Annotated in this window: 23 protein-coding genes; 9 read left to right on the top strand and 14 right to left on the bottom strand. The window is 44.0% G+C overall.

Annotated features, from left to right (window positions below):
• Positions 1-40 precede the first annotated feature (40 nt).
• The gene (locus IEV61_RS10540) at positions 41-1,582 is read right to left on the bottom strand and encodes a DNA/RNA non-specific endonuclease (RefSeq protein WP_188416414.1); all 1,542 of its coding nucleotides are present in this window, start codon (positions 1,580-1,582) and stop codon (positions 41-43) included.
• A gap of 239 nt (positions 1,583-1,821) precedes the next feature.
• Between IEV61_RS10540 and thiL the strand changes: the two genes are divergently transcribed.
• Positions 1,822-2,874 carry a thiamine-phosphate kinase gene (gene thiL, locus IEV61_RS10535; protein WP_188416733.1) on the top strand — a complete coding sequence of 351 codons (1,053 nt, stop codon included), beginning with the start codon at positions 1,822-1,824 and terminating at the stop codon, positions 2,872-2,874.
• 75 nt (positions 2,875-2,949) lie between these two features.
• Here thiL and IEV61_RS10530 read toward each other — a convergent pair whose 3' ends face one another.
• The 10 genes from IEV61_RS10530 to IEV61_RS10485 all read right to left on the bottom strand — a co-directional run bounded on the left by IEV61_RS10530 (position 2,950) and on the right by IEV61_RS10485 (position 11,443).
• A complete protein-coding gene (locus IEV61_RS10530; protein WP_188416413.1) occupies positions 2,950-3,732 on the bottom strand; it encodes a M48 family metallopeptidase in 783 nt (260 codons plus the stop codon).
• 102 nt (positions 3,733-3,834) lie between these two features.
• On the bottom strand, positions 3,835-5,229 hold the full coding sequence (locus tag IEV61_RS10525) for a DNA recombination protein RmuC (protein WP_188416412.1): 1,395 nt from the start codon (positions 5,227-5,229) through the stop codon (positions 3,835-3,837).
• 59 nt (positions 5,230-5,288) lie between these two features.
• Positions 5,289-5,549 (bottom strand): hypothetical protein, encoded by a 261-nt coding sequence (locus tag IEV61_RS10520; RefSeq protein ID WP_188416410.1) that lies wholly within the window; start codon positions 5,547-5,549, stop codon positions 5,289-5,291.
• A gap of 153 nt (positions 5,550-5,702) precedes the next feature.
• On the bottom strand, positions 5,703-6,023 hold the full coding sequence (locus tag IEV61_RS10515; RefSeq protein ID WP_188416409.1) for a low molecular weight protein tyrosine phosphatase family protein: 321 nt from the start codon (positions 6,021-6,023) through the stop codon (positions 5,703-5,705).
• Between the two features lie 2 nt (positions 6,024-6,025).
• Entirely contained in the window at positions 6,026-6,901 is an 876-nt protein-coding gene (locus IEV61_RS10510; protein WP_188416407.1) for a formylglycine-generating enzyme family protein, read from the bottom strand.
• An 8-nt stretch (positions 6,902-6,909) separates the two neighbouring features.
• Positions 6,910-8,235 (bottom strand): M20/M25/M40 family metallo-hydrolase, encoded by a 1,326-nt coding sequence (locus IEV61_RS10505; protein ID WP_188416405.1) that lies wholly within the window; start codon positions 8,233-8,235, stop codon positions 6,910-6,912.
• Positions 8,236-8,500: 265 nt separating this feature from the next.
• Positions 8,501-9,808, bottom strand: coding sequence for an amidohydrolase (locus IEV61_RS10500; RefSeq protein ID WP_188416403.1), 1,308 nt, complete (start codon positions 9,806-9,808; stop codon positions 8,501-8,503).
• A gap of 52 nt (positions 9,809-9,860) precedes the next feature.
• A complete protein-coding gene (locus IEV61_RS10495) occupies positions 9,861-10,127 on the bottom strand; it encodes a type II toxin-antitoxin system RelE family toxin (RefSeq protein ID WP_188416401.1) in 267 nt (88 codons plus the stop codon).
• The gene (locus tag IEV61_RS10490) at positions 10,128-10,319 is read right to left on the bottom strand and encodes a hypothetical protein (protein WP_188416393.1); all 192 of its coding nucleotides are present in this window, start codon (positions 10,317-10,319) and stop codon (positions 10,128-10,130) included. It abuts the gene before it with no gap.
• A gap of 53 nt (positions 10,320-10,372) precedes the next feature.
• Positions 10,373-11,443 (bottom strand): DUF5700 domain-containing putative Zn-dependent protease, encoded by a 1,071-nt coding sequence (locus IEV61_RS10485; protein WP_188416391.1) that lies wholly within the window; start codon positions 11,441-11,443, stop codon positions 10,373-10,375.
• Positions 11,444-11,614: 171 nt separating this feature from the next.
• Between IEV61_RS10485 and IEV61_RS10480 the strand changes: the two genes are divergently transcribed.
• From IEV61_RS10480 to IEV61_RS10445, 8 genes are all read left to right on the top strand, one after another.
• Positions 11,615-12,628, top strand: coding sequence for a sensor histidine kinase (locus IEV61_RS10480; protein ID WP_188416390.1), 1,014 nt, complete (start codon positions 11,615-11,617; stop codon positions 12,626-12,628).
• Between the two features lie 20 nt (positions 12,629-12,648).
• On the top strand, positions 12,649-13,839 hold the full coding sequence (locus IEV61_RS10475) for a serine hydrolase domain-containing protein (RefSeq protein ID WP_188416388.1): 1,191 nt from the start codon (positions 12,649-12,651) through the stop codon (positions 13,837-13,839).
• A 29-nt stretch (positions 13,840-13,868) separates the two neighbouring features.
• Positions 13,869-14,627, top strand: coding sequence for a LytR/AlgR family response regulator transcription factor (locus IEV61_RS10470; protein ID WP_188416386.1), 759 nt, complete (start codon positions 13,869-13,871; stop codon positions 14,625-14,627).
• Between the two features lie 149 nt (positions 14,628-14,776).
• Positions 14,777-15,310, top strand: coding sequence for an AAA family ATPase (locus IEV61_RS10465; protein ID WP_188416384.1), 534 nt, complete (start codon positions 14,777-14,779; stop codon positions 15,308-15,310).
• A 336-nt stretch (positions 15,311-15,646) separates the two neighbouring features.
• A complete protein-coding gene (locus tag IEV61_RS10460) occupies positions 15,647-16,204 on the top strand; it encodes an RNA polymerase sigma factor (RefSeq protein WP_188416382.1) in 558 nt (185 codons plus the stop codon).
• Positions 16,204-16,773: a hypothetical protein gene (locus IEV61_RS10455; protein ID WP_188416380.1), complete on the top strand. Its 570-nt coding sequence runs from the start codon at positions 16,204-16,206 to the stop codon at positions 16,771-16,773. Before IEV61_RS10460 ends, IEV61_RS10455 begins: the two co-directional genes overlap by 1 nt.
• Positions 16,754-18,103 carry a hypothetical protein gene (locus IEV61_RS10450; protein WP_188416378.1) on the top strand — a complete coding sequence of 450 codons (1,350 nt, stop codon included), beginning with the start codon at positions 16,754-16,756 and terminating at the stop codon, positions 18,101-18,103. Before IEV61_RS10455 ends, IEV61_RS10450 begins: the two co-directional genes overlap by 20 nt.
• Positions 18,104-18,194: 91 nt before the next feature.
• Positions 18,195-18,971 carry a TerC family protein gene (locus IEV61_RS10445; RefSeq protein ID WP_188416376.1) on the top strand — a complete coding sequence of 259 codons (777 nt, stop codon included), beginning with the start codon at positions 18,195-18,197 and terminating at the stop codon, positions 18,969-18,971.
• A gap of 222 nt (positions 18,972-19,193) precedes the next feature.
• Here the strand turns inward: IEV61_RS10445 and IEV61_RS10440 are convergent, their stop codons facing one another.
• The 3 genes from IEV61_RS10440 to IEV61_RS10430 all read right to left on the bottom strand — a co-directional run bounded on the left by IEV61_RS10440 (position 19,194) and on the right by IEV61_RS10430 (position 21,552).
• On the bottom strand, positions 19,194-19,616 hold the full coding sequence (locus IEV61_RS10440) for an endonuclease domain-containing protein (RefSeq protein ID WP_188416374.1): 423 nt from the start codon (positions 19,614-19,616) through the stop codon (positions 19,194-19,196).
• A gap of 185 nt (positions 19,617-19,801) precedes the next feature.
• Positions 19,802-20,989 carry a class I SAM-dependent rRNA methyltransferase gene (locus tag IEV61_RS10435; protein ID WP_188416372.1) on the bottom strand — a complete coding sequence of 396 codons (1,188 nt, stop codon included), beginning with the start codon at positions 20,987-20,989 and terminating at the stop codon, positions 19,802-19,804.
• Positions 20,971-21,552, bottom strand: coding sequence for a GyrI-like domain-containing protein (locus IEV61_RS10430; RefSeq protein WP_188416370.1), 582 nt, complete (start codon positions 21,550-21,552; stop codon positions 20,971-20,973). The genes IEV61_RS10435 and IEV61_RS10430 overlap by 19 nt, the downstream gene beginning before the upstream one ends.

Here is a 21,552-nt window from a genome sequence, read left to right as displayed (position 1 = left end):
TTTATCTTTGCTTTTTGAGTCTAAATGTCTACCAGTCTGACTAAATTCCTGCGTCAGCTTTAGTTTCTAATACATCTTGTACAGATTGTGGTAAGGCCGATAAAAGGTTAAAACCTCCTCCAACAGCTGTTTCGATTGAACGTACAGTGGTTAAATATTTTTTCCAGTCGGCATCGATACTGTTGGTGTTAGGTGTATTAACTGCAATAACACGTACAGCGCTGGTATTACCGGCCCTGATTAAATCGCCGTTGCCTGCCGGTATAATTACAGCCACTTTCCAAACATTGCTTGGTACGGTTACGTTACCACTTGCAATAGTATTTATAGGGGTTGCGCTTAAACTTCCAACACCTCCCGTACCGTAGCTTCCCATAATGATGTAAACTTCGTTACCACCATTCACTTGAGCACGTAAATAATTTTCTAAATCTGCCCAAGCTTTTTGATTATTGTTAGGTGCTTGTGGTATCATATTAGTCATCAGGAAGGTAGCAGAGTTAGCAGCAGTTGAACTTGTACGATCGGCAGATGGGCAGTTATGACCCCTGTCAAATCCTGAACCTGAGTAACTGTTGCTTTGTACAGCAAAAAAGTCTGTTGGTAAACCGCTATAGGCCGCAAAGTTATCTAAACGGCCGGTGGCATTAGTGGTATTGGTACCATCTAAGTGCCAGCTCACCCAATTTGGAGTACCACGTGTTTTGCTATATGATTCTACGTAATAGCCTAAATCTAACAAAAAATTTTCTGAAGATACTGCTGCTGCACTTGATGGATTACCAAAAAGTATATTACTATTATCACCAGTAGCTGGTGGAGCATCAGCACCAATAGTAACGCCTCTTGGGGTATTAGCTGTGCCCGTACTACCGCCTGTACTGCCGGTACCACTATCATCAGGTGATGTATCAGAAAGCGTAATGCCGGAATCTCCTACGCCAGCAAAGGTAATATCGTCTATACTTATTCTTACACGATTACTACCGTTAAGTTCTGAAGTGTTAACTATTCTAAACCTTTGTGTAGCAGTATCAGTAATCTGAAAAGTAGTGGTTATTAACATTGCCGTGTCTGTTGGGTTAACAGTTTCTCCCACTTTAATATAAGTTTTACCGCCATCTTTTGATGACTGTAGTTCCCAATATCCTTTTAAAACCTGAGTTACGTTTGGTCCGGGCTTCTGTTTATCTGAAAAGTTTGTAAGTGCAGATTTAATAGTGATCGACTTTAAGTGTTTCACATTAAAATTCATGCTTAGCATGCCATTTCTTTTGGTATTACTTGGTGTACCCTGAATACGGACACCTTTGCTACCATTTTTTACATCACTTTTATCTGTACCTGTTAATGCGCCGTCATAGTTCCACGACCCGGTGTATAAGCTTACATCACCAGCGTCGTATCCAATACTGGAAACTTTTCCACCATTTTCAAAATCTTCTGTAATGCTATATGGCTGAGGTACAACCGGCACCACTACTGGTGGCGGTATAACTTCAGGATCTTCATTCATATCTTTCTTACATCCGGCCAGTAAAAGAGGAACAGAAAGATAAATTAGTAAATGTTTAATTTTCATATCATGTATTTTGTGTTTACAAATTTGTGGTTTTAATATTAATTGAATGTTAATTTTTATGAGTGTAATAAAAATATCACCTTTAATTGGTTAATATATTTTCGTAAGACACTTATTTCTAATGTTTTTGGAGAAAGATTATTAAAAAGTAAGGTGGGCTTTTATAAACAGTTGATTATACTCACCTATTAAAACAGCTTTCGTATTTTTGCATCTTAAATCATTGTGCTGCCATGGATATGTTCGACAACGTAGATAGAACCAATATAGAAGAGTTAGGGGAGTTTGGCCTGATCAAACACTTAACTAAAAATATACAGCTTAACCACCCCAGCACTATAAAAGGTGTTGGTGACGATGCTGCGGTGTTAAACTACGATGGTAAAAAGGTATTGGTGTCTACCGATATGTTGTTAGAAGGCATTCATTTCGATTTGGCTTACACTCCTCTTAAACATTTAGGTTACAAAAGCATCCAGGTAAACCTGAGCGATATTTGCGCCATGAATGCCACCCCTACCCAGGTAACGGTGTCTATAGGCATGTCGAGCAAGTACACCTTAGAGGCTATTGAAGAACTGTACGAAGGCATTTACCTGGCCTGCGAAAAATATAATGTAGATATTATTGGTGGCGATACCAGTTCGTCTAAACAAGGGCTGGTTATTAGCATTACGGTGTTAGGCGTAGCTAACGAAGAAGATATAGTATACCGCAACGGCGCCGAAGAAGGTGATCTGCTTTGCGTATCCGGCGATTTAGGCGGTGCTTATATGGGTTTACAGTTATTGGAGCGCGAGAAGTTGATCTACCTCGAAAACCCAAAAATTCAGCCCGACCTGGAAGGTAAAGATTACATTATTGAGCGCCAGTTGAAACCTGAAGCCCGTCAGGATATTATTGCTTTGCTGCGCGATATTAAGGTAAAACCAACGGCCATGATCGATGTATCGGACGGATTAGCTTCAGAAGTATTACATATTTGTAAGCAAAGCAATAAAGGCTGCCAGTTATACGAAGAGAAGATCCCTATCGACCCCATGACTTATCAAACCGCCCGCGATTTTAACCTCGACCCAACCGTTTGCGCCCTGAGTGGTGGTGAAGATTATGAATTGCTGTTCACCATTAAACAAGCCGATTACGATAAGATTAAGAATGATGTGGACGTAAGTATTATTGGCTACATCACTGAGGCAGCAGCCGGTTGTAACTTGATCTCGAAAGCCGGTGCCGTACATGAGCTGAAAGCACAAGGATGGAATGCTTTCGGAAATGTTAAAAACGGATAAAAAAGATAAAATATACGAGCATAAAAAAACCCGGGTAATCCGGGTTTTTTTATGCTCGTATTAAAATGTTAATTATTAACCTGCCAAACCATCTTTTTTAGCCTTTTCAAGTACTTTAGCTGCACGTTCGGCACTATCCGGATGCGAGCTCATCATTTTTTCTGATTTGCTTCTGGTTGCGCCTTTTTCCATATCGGCCAGCTTAGTAAAAGCACTGGCTAATGCTGTAACCTTATAATTATACTTTTTCATAAAGTCGTAAGAGTAATCGTCTGCCTGGCTTTCTTGTTTACGGCTATATTTGCTATCCAATAAAGCCCCAGCAAAAGCGCCTAACTGGCTTTCTGAAAGCGCATTAACCACACCTGACTGTGATGACGCGGCATCTGTTAATGCTTCTCTTTTATATACACTTCTCACCGCATCACGGCTATCTTTATTGGCAACATGGCCAATTTCGTGTCCTATAATACCTAACAATTCATCATCGGTCATGATATCCATTAACGATGAAAACACACGTACGCTACCATCTGCGCAGGCAAAGGCGTTAATATCTTTTACTTTGTAAACTTTATAGTTGAGTTTCAATCCACCTTCATTTTGATGTTTGGCAAATATTTTGTTCAGTCTTACCGTGTACGGGTCTGTCGCAGAGGCTACCGGATTGTGAGCATCCATCCAGGTTACAGCTTCTGAGGCCAATTTGGCCGCGTCGGCATCAGAAAAAGTAGCGGCTTTAAATCCTTTTTCCGCTGCACTAACACTTTTAGTGTTAATTTTTATTTGTGCCGATGTATGTACGCTAATAAACGTGCCAACAGCAATTAGTGTTAACGATAAGGTGTTGTTTTTCATGTTGTATATTTTTACAAATATTTAGTAATAATTAAATCATAACACGATTACAACCATTATGTTTATCCTAATATTTAGGTAACGGAGTTTTATATCATATCATTATATATCAGCATCTTCAGTTTCAGGTAGTAAAGATGTGTACTTTCCATCTATTTGCTTATTAGCCTTGGCACCCAGGTTTTTAATTTTTTGAGCGGTAGTGGTCAAATTTCCACGCCCATCGCTTAGTTTATTAATGGCTTTATCATATGCATCCTGGCTGCTTTTCAGGTTGCGGCCAATGCTATCCATATCGGTTAAGAAGCCTACAAACTTATCGTACATATCGCCGCTCAGGCGGGCAATTTCCAACACGTTTCGGTTTTGGCGCTCCTGTTTCCACATACTGGCAATGGTGCGTAGGGTAGCTAACAAGGTACTCGGGCTCACTATGACCACCCGCTTATCCCAGGCATCATTAAACAGATCGGCATCTAATTGTACCGCAAAGCTAAACGACGACTCGATAGGCACAAACAGCATTACAAAATCGGGCGAATTAATTTTTTGCAGATCATGATAGTTTTTGGCCGATAAGCCGTGCACATGGTTACGCAACGACTCTACATGCGCCTTGGCAAACAGCTTCCTATCTTCTTCATTTTCAGCATTAACCAGCCTGTCATACGCTACAAGCGATACTTTAGAGTCGATGATCAAATGCTTATCATCAGGCAGATCTATCACCGCATCGGGTTGGTAGCGGGTACCATCGTTAGCCTGGTGACTGGCCTGCAGGCGGTACTCCCGGTCTTTCACCAAACCCGAACGTTCCAATACCTTTTCGAGGATAAACTCACCCCAGTTCCCTTGCTTTTTATTGTCGCCTTTTAGTGCTTTAGTGAGGTTTTGTGCTTCGCTGCTAATTTGCTGATTAAGCTCCATCAGCTGGGTAATTACACCTTTAAGTGTATTACGCTCAGCGGCTTCCATATTGTAAACCTTTTCTACTTTATCCTCAAAAGCCTTGATATTTTCTTTGAGCGGGGTTAAAATATGGTCGAGATGGGTTTTATTGACATCCAAAAATTCGCGCGATTTTTCTTTCAGCAACTTCTCGGCAACGTTCTCAAATTCTTTTTGAAAATGTTGGCGGGTATGCTCTAATTCAGCTTTTTGCTCTCTTAATTTCTCTTGTTGCGCCTGGTAATAAGAGCGGCTGCTTTCTAAAGCCTGGTTGGCCTGCGCCAATTCGAGTCTTATGGTTTGGAGCTGTTGAGCCAGCTTATGGTTCTCTTCTTTAAGGAGTTGGGTAATGCTCTCCTTTTCGGCAGAGGCGTTGTTGTTCCTATCTTCAGCAATGCCTAATTTTATTCTTAACTGCTCATTTTCAGTCTTTAATGAATCAAAATCAGCTAATGATATGCTGCCTCCCGCACCCTTAGAACGGCTTACAAATAAGAAAACAGCAATGATTAATATAACAACGGCAATAGCCAAAATACCTGCTTCCATCTGATAAAAATTTTAGCAAATGAAAGCAGATATTTTGAAAAATGCTAATTAAAACGCGTTTATGGCCTTTTTTGACCAGTGGTATCGGTAACAGGGTTGGCTACGCCGCTATTACTGCCGGTTGTGCTGGTATCTGAGCCGCCGGTAGATACACCCACCGGTGCGCCCGAGCCCGCTGCCATACTGGTATCTGCCGGACCCGAACTACCTGCAGCTCCAGAATCGGCCATGGCGCCGCCGGTAGTACCGGTAGATTTGCTGTTGCAAGCCGTAAATATGATGGTTAGTGATGCTAAGAATGTAAATGCCAACTTTTTCATGATGATAAATTTATTTAATCAACGCGAAAAAACGGGAAGGGTTTGTGAATCTGATAAATAGTTTATGTTAGCTAAACCCACCAAAAAGTGTTATAAAAGTACAAAAAAATACATTTTTCCACTTTTGTGATATTCAAGGTCAGTACCCGCAGTTTATAAGTATTCCTGGAGGTAAGATTTTAGAATTTCTATAAGTTCGGGGTCGTTATAAATGTAGTTATCTTCGATATTTAATATGACCACTTGCTTATGATTTATATGATCCGCAAAGCGTAGCCGGAGCAGTTGCTGATGTTTGCGTTCCATCACAAAAATATGGTCTGCCCAATCAAGGAGTTTTTCGTTCACTTTAATGCGTGCCTTGTCGCTGGTACCCGCCGACCGCACCTGGTGTTCGGGGTGATTTTTAAACAATGCTTCAGCAGTGGGGCTACGCCACTGGTTTTTGCTGCAAATGAAGAGGAGGTTAGCCACTGTTAATTACTTATAACTTTTTTAGGTGCAGACATGGCGCATCTAAAACCAACAAACTCATTACTATCTGTTTTGCTAATGCTTCGGCGTGATGTTGTACGCAAATCTACGGCAGGGCTTTGCCAACTGCCACCTCTCAACACAGCCTTGTCCTTATCAGAAGTAGAGTATTGATACGTTAGCTTTTTATAATCAGCCAATTCAGCATATTTATCCTGTCGCCAGGTATCAAGGCAAAACTCGGCTGCGTTACCTGCCATATCGTAAATGCCTAAAGGATTAGGTTTATACTTACCCACAGTTACCACACCATTATAGCCTGATGCAAGATAGTTTGCTTTGCCTGCATCTGCAGAAGTATTGCCCCACGGAAACTCAGCCACTTGTTGCGCGCCATTAGCTGCATAGTCCCATTCAGCTTCCGTAGGCAAACGTTTACCTTTCCAGGCGGCGTAGGCATTAGCGGCATACCAACTTACATAAACTACCGGGCAGTTTTTTAATTTCTTTGGATAGGTGTTGTGATCCCAGTGTTTGAGGTAATTGCCATTGTGTAAACTATCAGGAATATTATCTTTTGACCACTGCGGGTTAGCATCAATAAACTCTTTAAACTGGGCATTGGTTACTTCATACTTGTCCATATAGCAAGAAGCAACAGTTACCCTCATGGCAGGTCTTTCCTGCGAAAAGTAGGAAGCAGGCAAAACGTAATTAAGCATGGCACGCCTTACACCGGCACTATCTAAACCTGTAAAATAAGTGCCTGTATTAACCAGTACCATGTTTTTGGTAGAAGCAGGCGTATTTTGACCTTTGGTAGCAACAGATAAGACCACTAACAGGCAGCAGGCTACACAAAACAGCTTTCTGCTCATCTGTAAACTTATTTAGCCATCCCCGCCTCGGCCAGCAAAAGCAACAACGCCCGTTGTGTAGCCTCGTACCCTTTATCATCTAAAAACCATTCGCCCAGGGCATGTGCCCCGCCCGATTTGCCGCCGCTGCCTATGGTTACTGCCGGTACGCCTTTAGAAATAGGAATATTGGCATTGGTAGAGCCTACACTCATGATAGGCTGCGTTTTGAAATAACTGGTGGCAGCAATGGCCCGCTGCACAAAAGGCAAATTGGTGTCTTCCACACCCGACGGACGATCGCCCACCATTTTTACTTCCACGATCAAATTAGGGCCTGCCATTTTCATCTGGTTCTCTTCGGCCAAAGCTTTTTGCACGGCGGCTTGCAGCAGCTTGTCTATACCGGCTACGCGCTCAGGGCTTTCCGACCGCATATCCACCTCCATCCACGATTCGAAAGGGATAGAATTAACCGAGGTACCGCCGCCAATTACGCCCACATTATACGTGGTGCGCATACCCGGCTGGCGCACAAATTTATCGGCATCCAGCACCCAGTAATGAATGGCTCTGGCCAGCGCATTGTGCGGATTAGCCAAGCCGAAGGCGCCCGAAGAATGCCCGCCTAAGCCTTTAAATGTAATGCGGTACCGGTGCGACCCTAAGCCACGGTGCACAATGCGGTCCATACCCGTGCCATCTACGGCAATATAAGAGTCTATTTTGCCCGGACCTTGCGGGCTGAACAAATTCTTCACGCCGCGCAGATCGCCCGGGCCTTCTTCGCCTACGGCACCTACAAAAAGTACATCGTCATCGGTTTCTATACCGGTTTTCTCTACCGTTTTCAACACCGTTAATACTACCGCCAGGGCACGGGTATCATCGGCAATGCCGGGTGCATAAAGAGTATCGCCTTTATGCTTGATCTTCACATCGGTACCCTCAGGAAAAACGGTATCCAGGTGACCTTCGAGCACAACGGTTCTTTTACCGGTTTTGCCTTTACGTTTGGCTATCACGTTGCCCACATTATCAATCCATACGCTATCGGCCCCGGCAGCCTTCAACATTTCGGCATACTTCTGAGCCCGTACCATTTCCTTATAGGGCGGTGCCGGTATTTCGGTAAGCAGCATGTGGTCTTGCAGGGTTTGCGGCTGCAGATCTACGATGGTTTGAAATGCTTTTTTCACCGCCGGCTTGTTGGCCAAGGTACTAATTTGCTGGGTATAGGTTTTACCAGCTACGCCCGTTTTATTATCGCCGGGTGCTTCTTCCTGAGCATGGAGTTGGTAGCTTGCGCCGGTTAAGGTGAAGATTAAAGCGGTTTTGAGTAGGTGTTTTTTCATGCTATTTCTTTTTGTCGCCCATTCAGGCGTCCACGCCTGAATGCTTTTGGTGCAAGCGTCTACGCTTGCGTAATAGTATTTAATCGTAAGCGTGGACGCTTACACCATTATTACGTTCAGGCGTAGACGCCTGAACGTGCGTTGGGGTGTTTATCCATAATGTTCTTTAAAGGTCACTTATTGCAGTTGTTGTCATATTGAGCTTGTCGAAACATTCGCCGCTTTTCCAGGTGTTCAGTAGGTTCGTGCATACCAACAGTCCAAATTACTTCCCTTTCCCCGCCATATAATCCAACGTCAAATTACATAATGCTTTAACCCCCAAGCTAAAACCGCTTTCGTCAATATAAAAATCTGGCGTATGGTGGGCGGCGGTTTTGAGCGGGTCTTGTCCTTTGGGCATGCCGCCTAAAAAGAAGAACAGGCCGGGTACTTTTTCCTGGTAAAAGCTAAAATCTTCGGCGCCGGTAACGGGTGGTTTCAGCACCAAGTTGGCGGCACCTGCGGTGGCTTGCAAGGTGGGCAGCATTTTTTCGGTAAGTGTGGGGTCGTTATAGGTAACCGGGTAGTGCACGCTTAAGGGTATCTTAACTTCAGCAGTGGCGCCGGCAGCTTCGGCCGTTTTAGTGGCAATGATTTTTACGCGCTCTATCATCATTTTTTCGTCGGCCGCACTCAAGGCACGGATGGTACCCAGCATGACCACCTGCTCGGGGATAATGTTGGAGCGATTGCCGCCGTTAATGGCGCCTATGGTTACTACACCGGCATTTTCGGTCACGTTTAAATTGCGGCTCACAATGGTTTGCAGGTTATTGATGATCTGTGCCGATACCACCACCGGGTCTATACTGCTCCAGGGATAAGCGCCGTGTGCCTGCCTTCCTTTTACGGTAATTTGCAAATCGTTCACGGCAGCCATGGTACCGCCGGGGCGGTAGGTAATTTTACCAACCTCGGTTTGGGCGTTAATGTGCAGGCCAAAAATGGCATCAACCTTAGGGTTTTGCAGTACACCTTCTTTCACCATGAGTTCGGCACCGCCCTCCTCGCCAAAGGGAGCTCCCTCTTCGGCCGGTTGAAAGATAAACTTTACAGTGCCATGCAAATCGGCTTTCATGGATGATAAAACTTCGGCCACACCCATGAGCATGGCTACGTGGGTATCGTGTCCGCAGGCGTGCATTACGCCAACTTCGGCATTATTGTAGGTGGTTTTAACTTTAGATGCAAAGGGAACGTCTACCCGCTCGGTAACAGGCAAGCCATCCATATCGGCACGCAGGGCTACTACCGGGCCTGGCTTGCCACCTTTGAGCAAACCCACTACGCCAGTTTTGGCTACGCCTGTTTTTACTTCCAGCCCCAGGGCTTTTAAGTGCGCGGCAATAATGCCTGCGGTGCGGGTTTCCTGGTTGCCAAGCTCGGGGTGCTCATGCAAATCGCGCCTCCAGGTAACCAGTTTGGGCTGCATGGCATCGGCTTTTTTGGCTACCAGCGCCTTTAGGGCATCTGTTTGTGCAAAGGCGGTAGTAGCGTATAGGGAAAGGGCGAAAAAGTAAAGTTTTTTCATACCGAAAGGATTAGGCCTTTAAGGTAGGAAAAAAGGATAAATGTTGATCAGGTTAAGGCCAAACTTGATAAATATCTTTTCGGTGCAAACATCTGATTAACGTAATATTATCATCAGTATAACGAATCCCTATACGGTAATTTCCAATTCGCACACGGTAAAATTCTTTATAACCAGTTAACTTTTTGATATTGTTTATTTGCGTTAATAAATCGGCTTGCTGTAAATTTAGGATAAGTGATTTAATGCCTGCCCTTAAAGCTTTGTTATTAATTTTACTTACGTCTTTTTCAAACGTTTTATCAATTAATACGATCATTTATAACAACTCCAAAAAAGAGGTGGTATCTACATAAGTTTTGGTTTCACCGGCTTCAATAGCCTTACCCAAATGGTAATCCTCAAGCTCTTCTTTAGACAATATTTTGGCTTTGATACCAAGCTTTTCGGCTAAAGCAATTAATAATTGAAGATCCTTTTTAGAATTTCCGAACAATATTGCTGATTCCATGATGTAAAGATAATTAATAGCTGGTCTAAGTACAAACGCCTTAATCGCTCTCTTTATTTCTTATACATCTTCTCCAACGCTTTCAAATACTGAATAACCACCTCACTAAATACAGGCGGATGGCCGGCATCTTTTTTAGCGGCTTCGTTGTACAGGTAAATGAACTGGAAAGGGTTAGCGGCTGTTTTGATCATTTGTTTTTCGTAGCCGTGGCGTACCATAATGCGTGCCATGTAAAAGCCCGGCATGTGCCCGGCCGATGAACGCAGCAGCTTACGGTAAGGCTTGTCGTTTTGAAAAATGGTACCATTTGATTTTGCGGTTACCGAAAAGGCCGAATCTACCGACCTGATGCTGGCCGGTGCCGGGTCAATTAACCACTCGCGGATGCTTACCGAATCGAACGAAGCCAGCATAGGCGTTTTGTCGATCATATCGGCAATGCCTTCGTTTTGTATACTGCGGATGGCATACATTAAACCTTTATGCTCTTCTTTAAGTGGCTTTAATTCCATTTGCGAGCGCAGTTGGTGGTGCAGTTCGTGCGCTTCTAAAATGCCGTTCTTGATCTTCACGTTATTATCGCAAGCCATCAGGCTCATAAAAATACCGTTAGGGTACGATACCGCGTCCATACCTATGGCGTTGTAATAAAACTTCAGATCTTTAACCGGGTGACGGTCTTTTTTAGGCAAATATTCATACACGTATTTATACATCACCTCTTTATAAGCCGGGCTTTGCAGCGTTTCTTTCAGGTAGGTTTTCAGCGAATCTTCTTTGTCTTTATAGCGTTTGATGAGGATGGCATACCAGTAATTGGCTTTCAGGTTTTTTTGTAACCAAGCATTGTTTTTGGGCATGTAAACCATTTCGAGCGCCCGGCGGTAGCCCACCAGCGAGGCCGAATCGAATACGGAATGCACATAGGTTTTATTGCCTTCGAGGTTAATAAACGTGTCCCACTGTTTATCGGTAATGGGTTTGTTCTGTTTAAGCGAATCGGTGAGTTCCCAATATTTTACGGCTGCTTCAATGTTAACAGTTTGTGCTTTTAATACGGTGGTGTTGCCCAACAGGGTACCTATAACGGTAATAATGAAAAGGATGGATTTGGTGTTCATGGTATGTTTCGGATTGATGGAACAAAGGTGTAGTAGACCTACCTGCGGGTAAATTGTATTATCCCAACCGCCTGAAAACGTATACCAACCGGCCTAATAGTGTTAGCATAAGAAAATAAGGGTTTGGTGTAAAAAAATAGTTAACCCTGTGCTATTGTGTAGTTTTACAGCATGAAGCAAAAGACCATACTTTATCATGTTACCGGCTGGCTGCTGGTAGTGGCTTATGACCTCATTAGCATTTGGCGTGGCGGTGGGCAAAATGTAAGGGTAACCATGCTCTTGCAATTTTCCTTTTGCTTAAGTATGGCCAGCGTATTTTACTATTGCTTCCTGTTGGTTTATCCCCGGTTTTTGAAAACAGGGAAGTTTTTATGGCTTATACCGGCTTTACTCCTGGTGCCGGTGGTATTTTCAATAATCCGGTACTTATTTGAACAAATGCTTTACCCGGTGCTTTTTAATGTAAGCAACTATTACGGCGATGTTAACCTTTGGTATTATTTATTAGATAACCTGTTCTACGGCGTATCGGTTACGGTGGTGAGTGCTGCCATATGGAGTGCGCAACAGGCATTTAACCAGCAGCAGGAAAATAAATCGCTGCGTGAAGAAATGATACAGGCCGAACTGGCGTTCCTGAAAACACAGATCAATCCGCACTTTTTATATAATACGCTCAACTATATCTACTCGCTGGCCTACCCTGTTTCCGAAAAACTGGGCGATGCCGTCATCAAACTATCGCAGTTAATGCGCTACATGCTTACCGAAAGTGCCGGTAAAGATGTTGAACTGCAAAAGGAGGTTGACTATATAGAGAACTACATCAGCATTTACCAGTTGCGGTTTGAAGACACCTTTTTTGTTGATTTTAAAACCGAAGGTGATATTGCAGGCAAGCGTGTAGCTTCGTTACTGCTGGTGCCCTTTGTTGAAAACGCTTTTAAACATGGCGTGGTGAACGATGCCGACCGGCCCATTCGCATAAGTTTGAAAGTAGTAGGCAACCGGCTGATGTTTACCGTAAGCAATCAAATTAGCCGCGCGCAAAAAGACCATTCTACCGGTGTGGGCCTGCCCAATATTCGCCGCCGCATGGAACTTATTTATCCTGACAGGCATGAGCTCTTGATATCCGATAACGGACAAACCTATAAAACTACGCTGAACATTAATATCTAACCCTTAATTCTATTTCTCACATGAAAAATTTGACCTGCTTAGGTGGGCTGGCTATGCTATGCCTTTTGTTGAACAGTTGTTACACCCTGCGTGCCCTCAAATGGTGGGAACCTGGCCTTGATGATGTGCATAAATTTGGATCAGCCTCTATCAAAGCTTCCGGTAATCCGTTCACTTTTGCATCGGATGTGGACAATCCCCGGCATCAAAAGCTTAAAACCTATTTAGATAATTTTCTAAACCGTACCAATACCGATGCTTTTGTAATTATAAAGCACGACAGTGTTATTTACGAAAATTATGGTCATGGTAATGCTGCCAATTTGCATCCGAGTTTTTCGGTAGCTAAATCATTTATGGGTACTTTGATCGGCATAGCTGTTGATAAGCGCCTGATATCATCTACCAGCAAACCCATTACCGATTACCTTCCTAACCTGGTAAAGAACGATGCACGCATGAGCCGCTTAACTATTCAGCACGTACTGGATATGCGCGCCAGCCTGGCTTTTGACGAGCATAAAGAAACTGCTTTTGGTGAAATTACCAAGCTTTATTACGGTCGCTCGTTACAGCGGCAAATCAATCATTTAAAATTAAAGGCCGAGCCTGGTGGCAAGTTTGAGTATCAAAGTATTTGTACGCAAATTTTAGCCATTGTTTTAGAGAAAGCCACCCACAAAAAAGTTGATGTGCTGCTTAAGGAATGGTTGTGGCAACCCCTGGGCATGCAAAGCGATGCCTTATGGAGCGTTGATGATAAACAAATGGTGAAAGCGTATTGCTGCCTCAATGCCACTGCGCTCGATTTTGCCAAACTGGGCAGGTTGTATTTAAACAAAGGCCGGTGGCAGGATAAGCAAATAATATCATCGGCTTGGGTAAGCACCACTACCCATCCCGATACGCTTTTTAAACGGGGCTATAAAAACCAGTGGTGGGCCGCGGCCGATTATCGCTACTTTGCCGACTCGGCATTGGCCGTAAAGTTTCAGCAGCAAAAAGGCATACAGCAGCCCATTTATAAAAACAGGAATAACCGGTATTACTTTCACAATCCATCGCCCGAGTTTGAAGCCGAAGGCATTTTGCAGCAGATCATCTACGTTAATCCGGCTAATGATGTCATCATTGTCCGTTTAGGTAATTACCCCTACAAGAGTGTGAACTTTCCTGATAATTTTATACCCGGCCTGGGGCGGCAACTTTAAAAAATAACAATTGACCTATATTTACACCCATGATACGTTGCCTTGCGGTTGATGATGAAGCTTATGCAGTAAAAATTATTGCCGATTATATTAACAAAATCCCTTTCCTCGAACTGGTGGGTACCACCACCAGTGCCATTGATGCCTTGGGCCAGGTGCAGCAGGGTGGTATTGATCTTGTGTTTCTGGATATCCAAATGCCCGATTTAACCGGCATCCAGTTCCTGAAACTATGCGGCAGTAAATGTAAGGTAATACTCACCACCGCTTACCCCGAGTATGCCTTAGAGGGCTACGAGCACGATGTGATAGACTACCTGTTGAAGCCCGTTGCGTTCGACAGGTTTTTCAAGGCGGCACAAAAAGCGCAGGTACAATTGCAACCGTCAGCCTCCCCGTTCCGCGCACCAGTAGCTACTACTCCGCTCCCCGCACCAGAAGCTCCCCCGCTCCCCGCTCCTCAAGCCGACTATATGTTCATCAAAGGCGATAGCAAAAACAAGTTTTTAAAGGTGAGCTATGATGATATTTTGTACGTGGAAGGGTTGAAAAATTATGTTTCGGTGTTTATGCCCCAACAGCGCCTGGTTACCTACCAAACCCTGCGCGACCTGGAAACGCAATTACCGCAACCGCCGTTTTACCGGGTGCACAAATCGTATATCATCTCTTTAGATAAAATACGGATGGTAGATGGCCATACAGTTTATATACAGGATCAGGCTATTCCTATTGGCGAAACGTATAGAGATGGGTTTTATAAGATGATAAGGGAGAACCCCTCCTAAATCCTCCCCGAAGGGGAGGACTTTTGTATATTTGCTTTGACACAAATAACACATCATGGGAGGTACGAAGCAATCTCTGCACGAGAGGTTAAACGCCGCAAAGCCCTCGCAGGGATTGCTTCGTACCTCGCAATGACGGATAAACATAAATGAATCAGCGCAACATCATTAAAATAGCCATCGTAGGGCCCGAAAGCACGGGTAAGTCGGCCATGTCGGCTTATTTGGCGCAGCATTACCAAACAGTTTGGGTGCCCGAGTTTGCCCGGGGCTATTGCGAAGCATTAACGGCCGATTGTACGTGGCAGGATGAGATTAACATGTTCTACGGTCAGCTGGAATTGGAGAAAGAGCTGATGCCGCAGGCCAACCAGCTTTTAATTTGCGATACCACCTTCATCACCATTAAAATTTGGAGCGACGAAATGTTTGGCCAGGCTCCGCCCGAAGTATTAGCGCTTTTGCCCAAACACCCTTACGATCTGTATTTGCTCCTGAACATTGACCTGCCCTGGCAAGACGACCCCTTGCGTAACTTTCCAACCAAACGCGAACATTTTATGCAGGTATGGCACCAGGAACTGCAAGCACTAAAGGCTAATTACGTGGTAATATCGGGCATAGGCCAACCCCGCTATGATGCCGCGGTGAAGGCCATTGATGGATTTTTGAAGCAGCAGTAAACATCGGATAACCCAAAACCTTGTCATCCCGAACGATAGTGAGGGATCTTGTTCGAAGCTGCAAAGCATACAACAAACATGGAGTAACAGGATTTCTCACTATCGTTTCGATGACAAAGGTATTTTGGGTCCTTTATTAAATTCTGTAAATTGTGCTTGCCCATCCCTCATCCTCGCCCCTGCGTTCTCCCCGTACCTCGCACCTCTTCTTCCCCCCGCACCTCGCACCTCTTCTTCCCCCCGCACCTCTTCCAAACAAATTATTTAACATATTTTTAGCATACGTGCAACGTTGTAAAATTTGCTGCGTCTATTAACCTGAAAGCTGATCACAACTTGGAAGCCTTATACATAGACAAACATTATCAACTGGTGGTTGAATGCAAGCAGGGAAGTAAAAAAGCCTGTTATGAACTCTATCGCCTTTATTCAAAAGCGATGCTGAACGTAGCGTTCAGGATACTGAATAGCATGGACGAGGCCGAAGACGTGCTTCAGGAATCTTTTTTGGATGCCTTTAAAAAGGTGAAAGATTTTAGGCAGGAAACCACTTTTGGGCTTTGGCTCAAACAAATTGTGGTAAACCGCTCTATAAATTTGCTGCGCAAGCGCAAACTGGATTGGGTGCAAATGGAAAGCGAGCAGCTGGAAAACATTGCCGACGAAGAACCAGCCGATGATGAGGAAATACAGTACAAGGTGGATCAGGTAAAACAGGCCATGCAGTTGTTGCCCGAGGGTTACCGGGTGGTATTATCGTTATACCTGTTAGAAGGGTATGACCACGAAGAAATAGGACAAATATTAAATATTACAGAAAACACCTCTAGAACACAGTTTTTGAGAGCTAAGAGAAAATTAAGCGAAGTGTTAAGAATAAAAGGAGTAGCATAATGAGCAAGCGATTAGAAGATTTTATTAAAGCCAACCGCGAAGAATTTGACGACCTGGAGCCGAGTGCCGGCCTTTGGGACCGTATAGAGCAGCAATTGCCCGCCACCGTGGTTGAGATAAACCCTAAAAAAAAAGAGGATAAAACGTTTTCGTTAGGCTTTGTATTGCGGGTAGCGGCTATGGTAGTAGTGGTTATGGGCGTAGGCTTTGGCTTATACCTTAAAACCAGCAAACCAGCCGGTATTAACCTGGCCTCCATTAACCCCGAGTATGCCAAACAGCAGGTGCAGTATACCTCGCTGATAGAAACCAAACGTACTGAATTAAAAGAACTGACCAAGAGCGATCCGCAGCTTTACGAAGAGTTTAGCGGCGAGATTGTGAAGATGGAAGCATCTTACAAAAAACTTAAAAAAGATTTGGCTACCAGCCCTAACCAGGAACGTGTTTTACGTGCAATGATCCGGAACTTGCAAATACAAACCGAGGTGCTTAATCAGCAATTACAGGTAATAGAACAGTTTAACGATATTAAAAACGGACAAAAAAATGAAACTAAAAATATTTAACCCTAAACTGCTTTTGCTATGTGCCATACTGGCCACCGCACAAGGTAGCTTTGCCCAAAATAATAAAACGCAAGACGAAAAGGAGTTTGACCTGCAAATGCAAAAGCTGCAAACTCAAATGCGCGACCTGCAGAAGCAAATGAGCAAGCTGCAAACCGAAAAGCTGAAAGAAAAATCGGTAGAGTTGAAAAAGATGGCCAAAGAGTTAAGCACCCAGGTCAGGGTTTACACCAATGATTACGATGTATCGGGCCTGAGCAAGGGTTTAGGTATAAACGTTGATCCAAAGTTGTTTGTTAGCTCGCGTTTTAATTCTGAGAGCTTGAAAGGGCTGAATAACTTAAACCTGAATTTTAATACTTCTGACGATAAAAAGCTGCAGGAGCAAATTAAAAGTGGCGATGTTAAAGAGAAAACCAAAACCTACAGCAAAAGCTATTCGGTTGATGGTAATGATAAGTTGGTTATTAGCAACACTTATGGCAGGGTAACTGTAAATACCTGGGCTAAAAATGAAGTTAAGGTAGATGTGCAGATTAAAACCTACGCTAATGAAGATGATGATGCCCAAAAGATGCTGGATAATATTTCAGTAACCGATAGTAAAGAAAATTCGGTCATCTCTTTTAAAACCAATATTGAACGTACAAATAGCAGCAGTGGCAATAACCTTTGGGGTAGCTGGTTTAGCAGTGGTAAAAGTAATACACGCAAAAGCGAAATAAATTATACAGTGTATATGCCGGCTAAGAATCAGCTTCAAATTAGCAACACTTACGGCAATGTTATCCTGCCTGAATTAACAGGTAAAGTGAGTTTAAAAATAACTTATGGTGCATTAACTTCACAACAATTAACTAATCCGGATATAAGGTTAGTGTACGGCGACGCCAGAATTAGTGGCATGACCGACGGCGATGTAAGCATAACCTATGGCAATTTAAATTTAGGTACGGCCGATAAATTAAAAGCTAAAGTTACTTATGGCGGCATTAATATTGACAGGCTAAAATCTTATGGCGAACTGGCCGCAGTTTACGGTGATGGAATTAAAATTACTGAACTTGACAAGAACTGTAAGAATGTGAATGTAAAAGCGGTATACACCACTGTTAACTTAGGTGTAAAAAGTGATTACGACTTTGATGTTACCACCACTTCCGGAAGCTTTAATTATGACAAGAGCGCTGTAAAGGTGTTAACCACAACACCAGCCGAAGGCACACGCAGCTATACCATAACCCGCAACTTTAAAGGACAAGTGAATAAAGGTGATACTGATAAATTGATTACTATAAAATCAACTTATGCGAACGTTAAGTTTGATTAATATTTAATCCTCCTTTAACTGATTTGTAAAACCTTTGCCATAACGGCAAGGGTTTTCTTATTTTAGCCTGAAGAAAAAATTTGTTCACCACATGGAATTATTAACCAGCGCCGAGGCGTGGATATCATTAGCTACCCTAACCCTGCTCGAAATTGTATTAGGTATCGATAATATCATTTTTATATCCATACAAGCAGGCAAATTGCCTGAAAAAGAACAAGGCAAAGCCCGTAAGCTGGGTTTGGCTGGTGCGATGTTAACCCGTATTTTGTTGCTGCTATCCATAAGCTGGATCATGAAGCTTACCAAACCCTTCATTAACCTGGCCGACTTTGTAAATATTACTAACCCCGAATGGGTAGAGCGTTTAGCCTTATCGGGGCGCGATCTTATTTTGCTGGTGGGCGGTTTGTTCCTGATCTATAAAAGCAGCCACGAAATACATGAGAATATTGATCATGATGACGAAGGTGGTGGCGATGCCAAGCCTCATTCTTTTTGGGGAACCATTGTGCAGATCATGATACTGGATATCGTTTTCTCTTTAGATTCGGTAATTACCGCCGTTGGCCTGGCCGACCATGTGGAAGTGATGATAGGTGCCGTAATAATTTCGGTAATTATCATGATGTGGGCTGCCGGCCCTATTGCCAATTTTGTAAATAAGCGCCCAACTGTAAAGATGCTTGCCCTAAGCTTCCTGTTGCTGATCGGTGTATCATTATTAGCCGAATCTTTCAACCAGGAAATTCCTAAAGGATACATTTACTTCTCTATGGCCTTCGCCATCCTGGTAGAGCTATTAAACTTGAAAATGCGCTCAAAGCGCGAAAAAAAGGTGGTTGTGAATAAGGATGTAGTGAAGTAATACTTTTGATTTTCTAATACTCTCTCGAAAGTTAGGGAGGTATACAATATTTGGTAAACCCCTCCCTGCCCTCCCGAGGGAGGGAATTTAAGAGACGAAGGTTTAGCTAAGATTCCCATCTGCAGCTCTTTCTAACGGCCCCACTCTTTAAATAATTTAAGAGACGAAGATGCAGCTAAAGTTCCCTCCTTGGGGAGGGCAGGGAGGGGTTTAGCCAGCTGCTTAATCCAGCAACGACAAGTCAAAATTAACCGGCAGCTTAATACTATTATCAGCCTTAATCAACTCAATTATAGTAGTTGAAATTGTGCGCAATACATTAAGCATGCCCCGCTTTACCTCTGCCTCGCTAAAGCGGATAAATTGAACGCCTAAGCTTTCCAATCTCAGTTGTCTTATTTCATCTTTTTTAAAGCTCTCATCATGGTGGTGCGATAGTCCATCTATCTCAATGGCCAGCATGAGGTCTTTACAATAAAAATCAACAATGTAATTATCCAGGCAACGCTGACGGTCAAAGTCGAACCCAAAGAATTTGTCTTGTTTAAGTTCATTCCACAATAGTGTTTCCCCAAAAGTCATATTCTGGCGGAGTTTGCGGGCCAATGGCTTGAGTGCAGGATTGTAGGGAATAAACTTAGGCATGTGATTTAAAACTTGCATGGTTTTACCCCTCCCTGCCCTCCCCAGGGAGGGAATTAACTGCACTTGCAAGATGATTTAGTAGTAATTAAAAAAGTTTCCTCCCTGGGGGGCGGCCGGAAGAGCGATGGAAGGGAGGGGTTTAGGCAGCGTTCAAAAGCAGCGTTCCAAAAAGCCCTCCCCAAAAGCTAATAAACCCTGCACAACAAACCCTTCAAGTACTCTCCTTCGGGGAAAGAGGAACGCACAGGGTGGTCTTCGGGCTGGCAAAACTGGTTAATGAACTGTACCTGCTTACCGGCATCTAAAGCGGCCCAGGCCAGTACTTGTTTAAAATTATCTATATCCATAGCGCCCGAGCAGGAAAAGGTAGCCAGCAGGCCGCCTTTATTGAGCAGGAGCATAGCTATACGGTTAAGGTCTTTATAAGCGCGGGAAGCGCGGTCTAAGGCAGAGCGTGATGGTGCATACTTAGGTGGATCGAGCACGATGACATCAAAGGTTTGGCCTTCTTCTTTAAACCTGCGCAATTGCTTGTTAACATCGCTTTGTACCGCGGTGTGCTTGGCGGCATCAAAGCCGTTAAGCTCAATGTTTTGCCGCATGGTTTCAATAGCCAGAGCCGAGCTATCAACACTTACCACCGAGGCAGCGCCTTGTTGCAGGCTGTTGAGCGTAAAGCCACCAGTATAGCTAAAGCAATCGAGCACTTTTTTGTCCTGCACGTAAGCAGCCAGTAAATGGCGGTTATCGCGCTGGTCGCAATAAAAGCCCGACTTTTGTCCCTCGGCTATGTTGATACCGTAGGTAATACCATTCTCTTTCACATAAACCAGTTCTGGAGGCGGACTACCGGCCAATACTTCGTTGGCAGTTTCCAAACCTTCATGCGCACGAGAGGAGGCATCACTTTTATCGTAAATACCCTTAGGTTGCAACAAACGCTGCAATTCGTCAATAATAACGGCTATGTTGTTTTGAATGCCAGACGTTAAGATCTGTACCGAAAGGTAATCGGCGTATTTATCCACAATTAACCCCGGCAGGTAATCGGCCTCGCTAAAGATTAAACGGCAGGTATTAGTAGTTTCAGCGCGTAATACATAGCCGCGGCCTTCTACGGATGTGGCTACCTTTTGGCGAAACCAGTTTTCATCAACAGCTACGGTTTCATCCCACTCTAATAAACGCAGGGCTACGCGCGATTGATCGTTATAGAAACCGTAAGCCATAAAGCGGCTTTGAGCATCCAGTAACTTCACAATATCGCCATTGGCGGGTTTGCCTTTCACACGCTCAATAGCGCCCGAAAACACCCAGGGATGGCGCTGCAGCACCGCTTTTTCTTTACCTTTTTTCAGGAATACCTCAAACATGCAGCAAAGATACGCACTTGCCCATAAACAGCGGTCTTAAAACTAACCGGAAGTTGCGGGGCAATTAACACGGCAAGCGCCGTACGGCATTGGTTGATATCTTCAATATCAGCCGGATCGGTAAGGTAGAACTCAAAGCAGCCTGCCAAAACCTGTACGCCGTTATGATGCTTGTATTGCCACTCAATATCCTGTTCACTGGCCCAACATTGCAGAGCCTCAAAAGTGTACTGCAAGGCGCCGGGTTGCCCGCAATGGGTTAGTGTGGCAAAGGTGCCCTGAGGGATGCAGCCTGTAAGTATGCGTTGATTTCCCTGCACTTCGGTTGCAACGGGATAACCAACTGCAATGCTATGTGGGTGAGCTACACTGCATGAAGTGGTGTAGTAGCGGTAGAACAACGGACCGGCAATTTTGATTCCTTTGAGGGTAAGCCAGTCCTTTAGCTCGCTAATGACCAGTGCAAGATTAATCTCCTGATCGGGGTTTTCAACATATACGGCAACATAGGGCTGCGCACAACCGCTTTGCAATAAAGGCACTATGTTGGCAACCGTTTCCAT

This window comes from Mucilaginibacter galii (assembly GCF_014635825.1).
GTDB classification, from domain to species: Bacteria; Bacteroidota; Bacteroidia; order Sphingobacteriales; family Sphingobacteriaceae; genus Mucilaginibacter; species Mucilaginibacter galii.
The sequence above is the reverse complement of the archived record's forward strand: the minus strand, read 5'-3'. Positions and strand labels throughout refer to the sequence as shown.

Bases quoted from the DNA above. Each gene is read 5' to 3' on its own strand.
- IEV61_RS10530 (WP_188416413.1), bottom strand. From the start codon at position 3,732: ATGAAAAACAACACCTTATCGTTAACACTAATTGCTGTTGGCACGTTT.
- IEV61_RS10495 (WP_188416401.1), bottom strand. From the start codon at position 10,127: ATGATCGTATTAATTGATAAAACGTTTGAAAAAGACGTAAGTAAAATT.
- IEV61_RS10505 (WP_188416405.1), bottom strand. From the start codon at position 8,235: ATGAAAAAACACCTACTCAAAACCGCTTTAATCTTCACCTTAACCGGC.
- IEV61_RS10470 (WP_188416386.1), top strand. From the start codon at position 13,869: ATGATACGTTGCCTTGCGGTTGATGATGAAGCTTATGCAGTAAAAATT.
- IEV61_RS10500 (WP_188416403.1), bottom strand. From the start codon at position 9,808: ATGAAAAAACTTTACTTTTTCGCCCTTTCCCTATACGCTACTACCGCC.
- IEV61_RS10525 (WP_188416412.1), bottom strand. From the start codon at position 5,229: ATGGAAGCAGGTATTTTGGCTATTGCCGTTGTTATATTAATCATTGCT.
- IEV61_RS10430 (WP_188416370.1), bottom strand. From the start codon at position 21,552: ATGGAAACGGTTGCCAACATAGTGCCTTTATTGCAAAGCGGTTGTGCG.
- IEV61_RS10455 (WP_188416380.1), top strand. From the start codon at position 16,204: ATGAGCAAGCGATTAGAAGATTTTATTAAAGCCAACCGCGAAGAATTT.
- IEV61_RS10520 (WP_188416410.1), bottom strand. From the start codon at position 5,549: ATGAAAAAGTTGGCATTTACATTCTTAGCATCACTAACCATCATATTT.
- IEV61_RS10450 (WP_188416378.1), top strand. From the start codon at position 16,754: ATGAAACTAAAAATATTTAACCCTAAACTGCTTTTGCTATGTGCCATA.
- thiL (WP_188416733.1), top strand. From the start codon at position 1,822: ATGTTCGACAACGTAGATAGAACCAATATAGAAGAGTTAGGGGAGTTT.
- IEV61_RS10445 (WP_188416376.1), top strand. From the start codon at position 18,195: ATGGAATTATTAACCAGCGCCGAGGCGTGGATATCATTAGCTACCCTA.
- IEV61_RS10440 (WP_188416374.1), bottom strand. From the start codon at position 19,616: ATGCCTAAGTTTATTCCCTACAATCCTGCACTCAAGCCATTGGCCCGC.
- IEV61_RS10480 (WP_188416390.1), top strand. From the start codon at position 11,615: ATGAAGCAAAAGACCATACTTTATCATGTTACCGGCTGGCTGCTGGTA.
- IEV61_RS10435 (WP_188416372.1), bottom strand. From the start codon at position 20,989: ATGTTTGAGGTATTCCTGAAAAAAGGTAAAGAAAAAGCGGTGCTGCAG.
- IEV61_RS10465 (WP_188416384.1), top strand. From the start codon at position 14,777: ATGAATCAGCGCAACATCATTAAAATAGCCATCGTAGGGCCCGAAAGC.
- IEV61_RS10540 (WP_188416414.1), bottom strand. From the start codon at position 1,582: ATGAAAATTAAACATTTACTAATTTATCTTTCTGTTCCTCTTTTACTG.
- IEV61_RS10485 (WP_188416391.1), bottom strand. From the start codon at position 11,443: ATGAACACCAAATCCATCCTTTTCATTATTACCGTTATAGGTACCCTG.
- IEV61_RS10490 (WP_188416393.1), bottom strand. From the start codon at position 10,319: ATGGAATCAGCAATATTGTTCGGAAATTCTAAAAAGGATCTTCAATTA.
- IEV61_RS10475 (WP_188416388.1), top strand. From the start codon at position 12,649: ATGAAAAATTTGACCTGCTTAGGTGGGCTGGCTATGCTATGCCTTTTG.
- IEV61_RS10510 (WP_188416407.1), bottom strand. From the start codon at position 6,901: ATGAGCAGAAAGCTGTTTTGTGTAGCCTGCTGCCTGTTAGTGGTCTTA.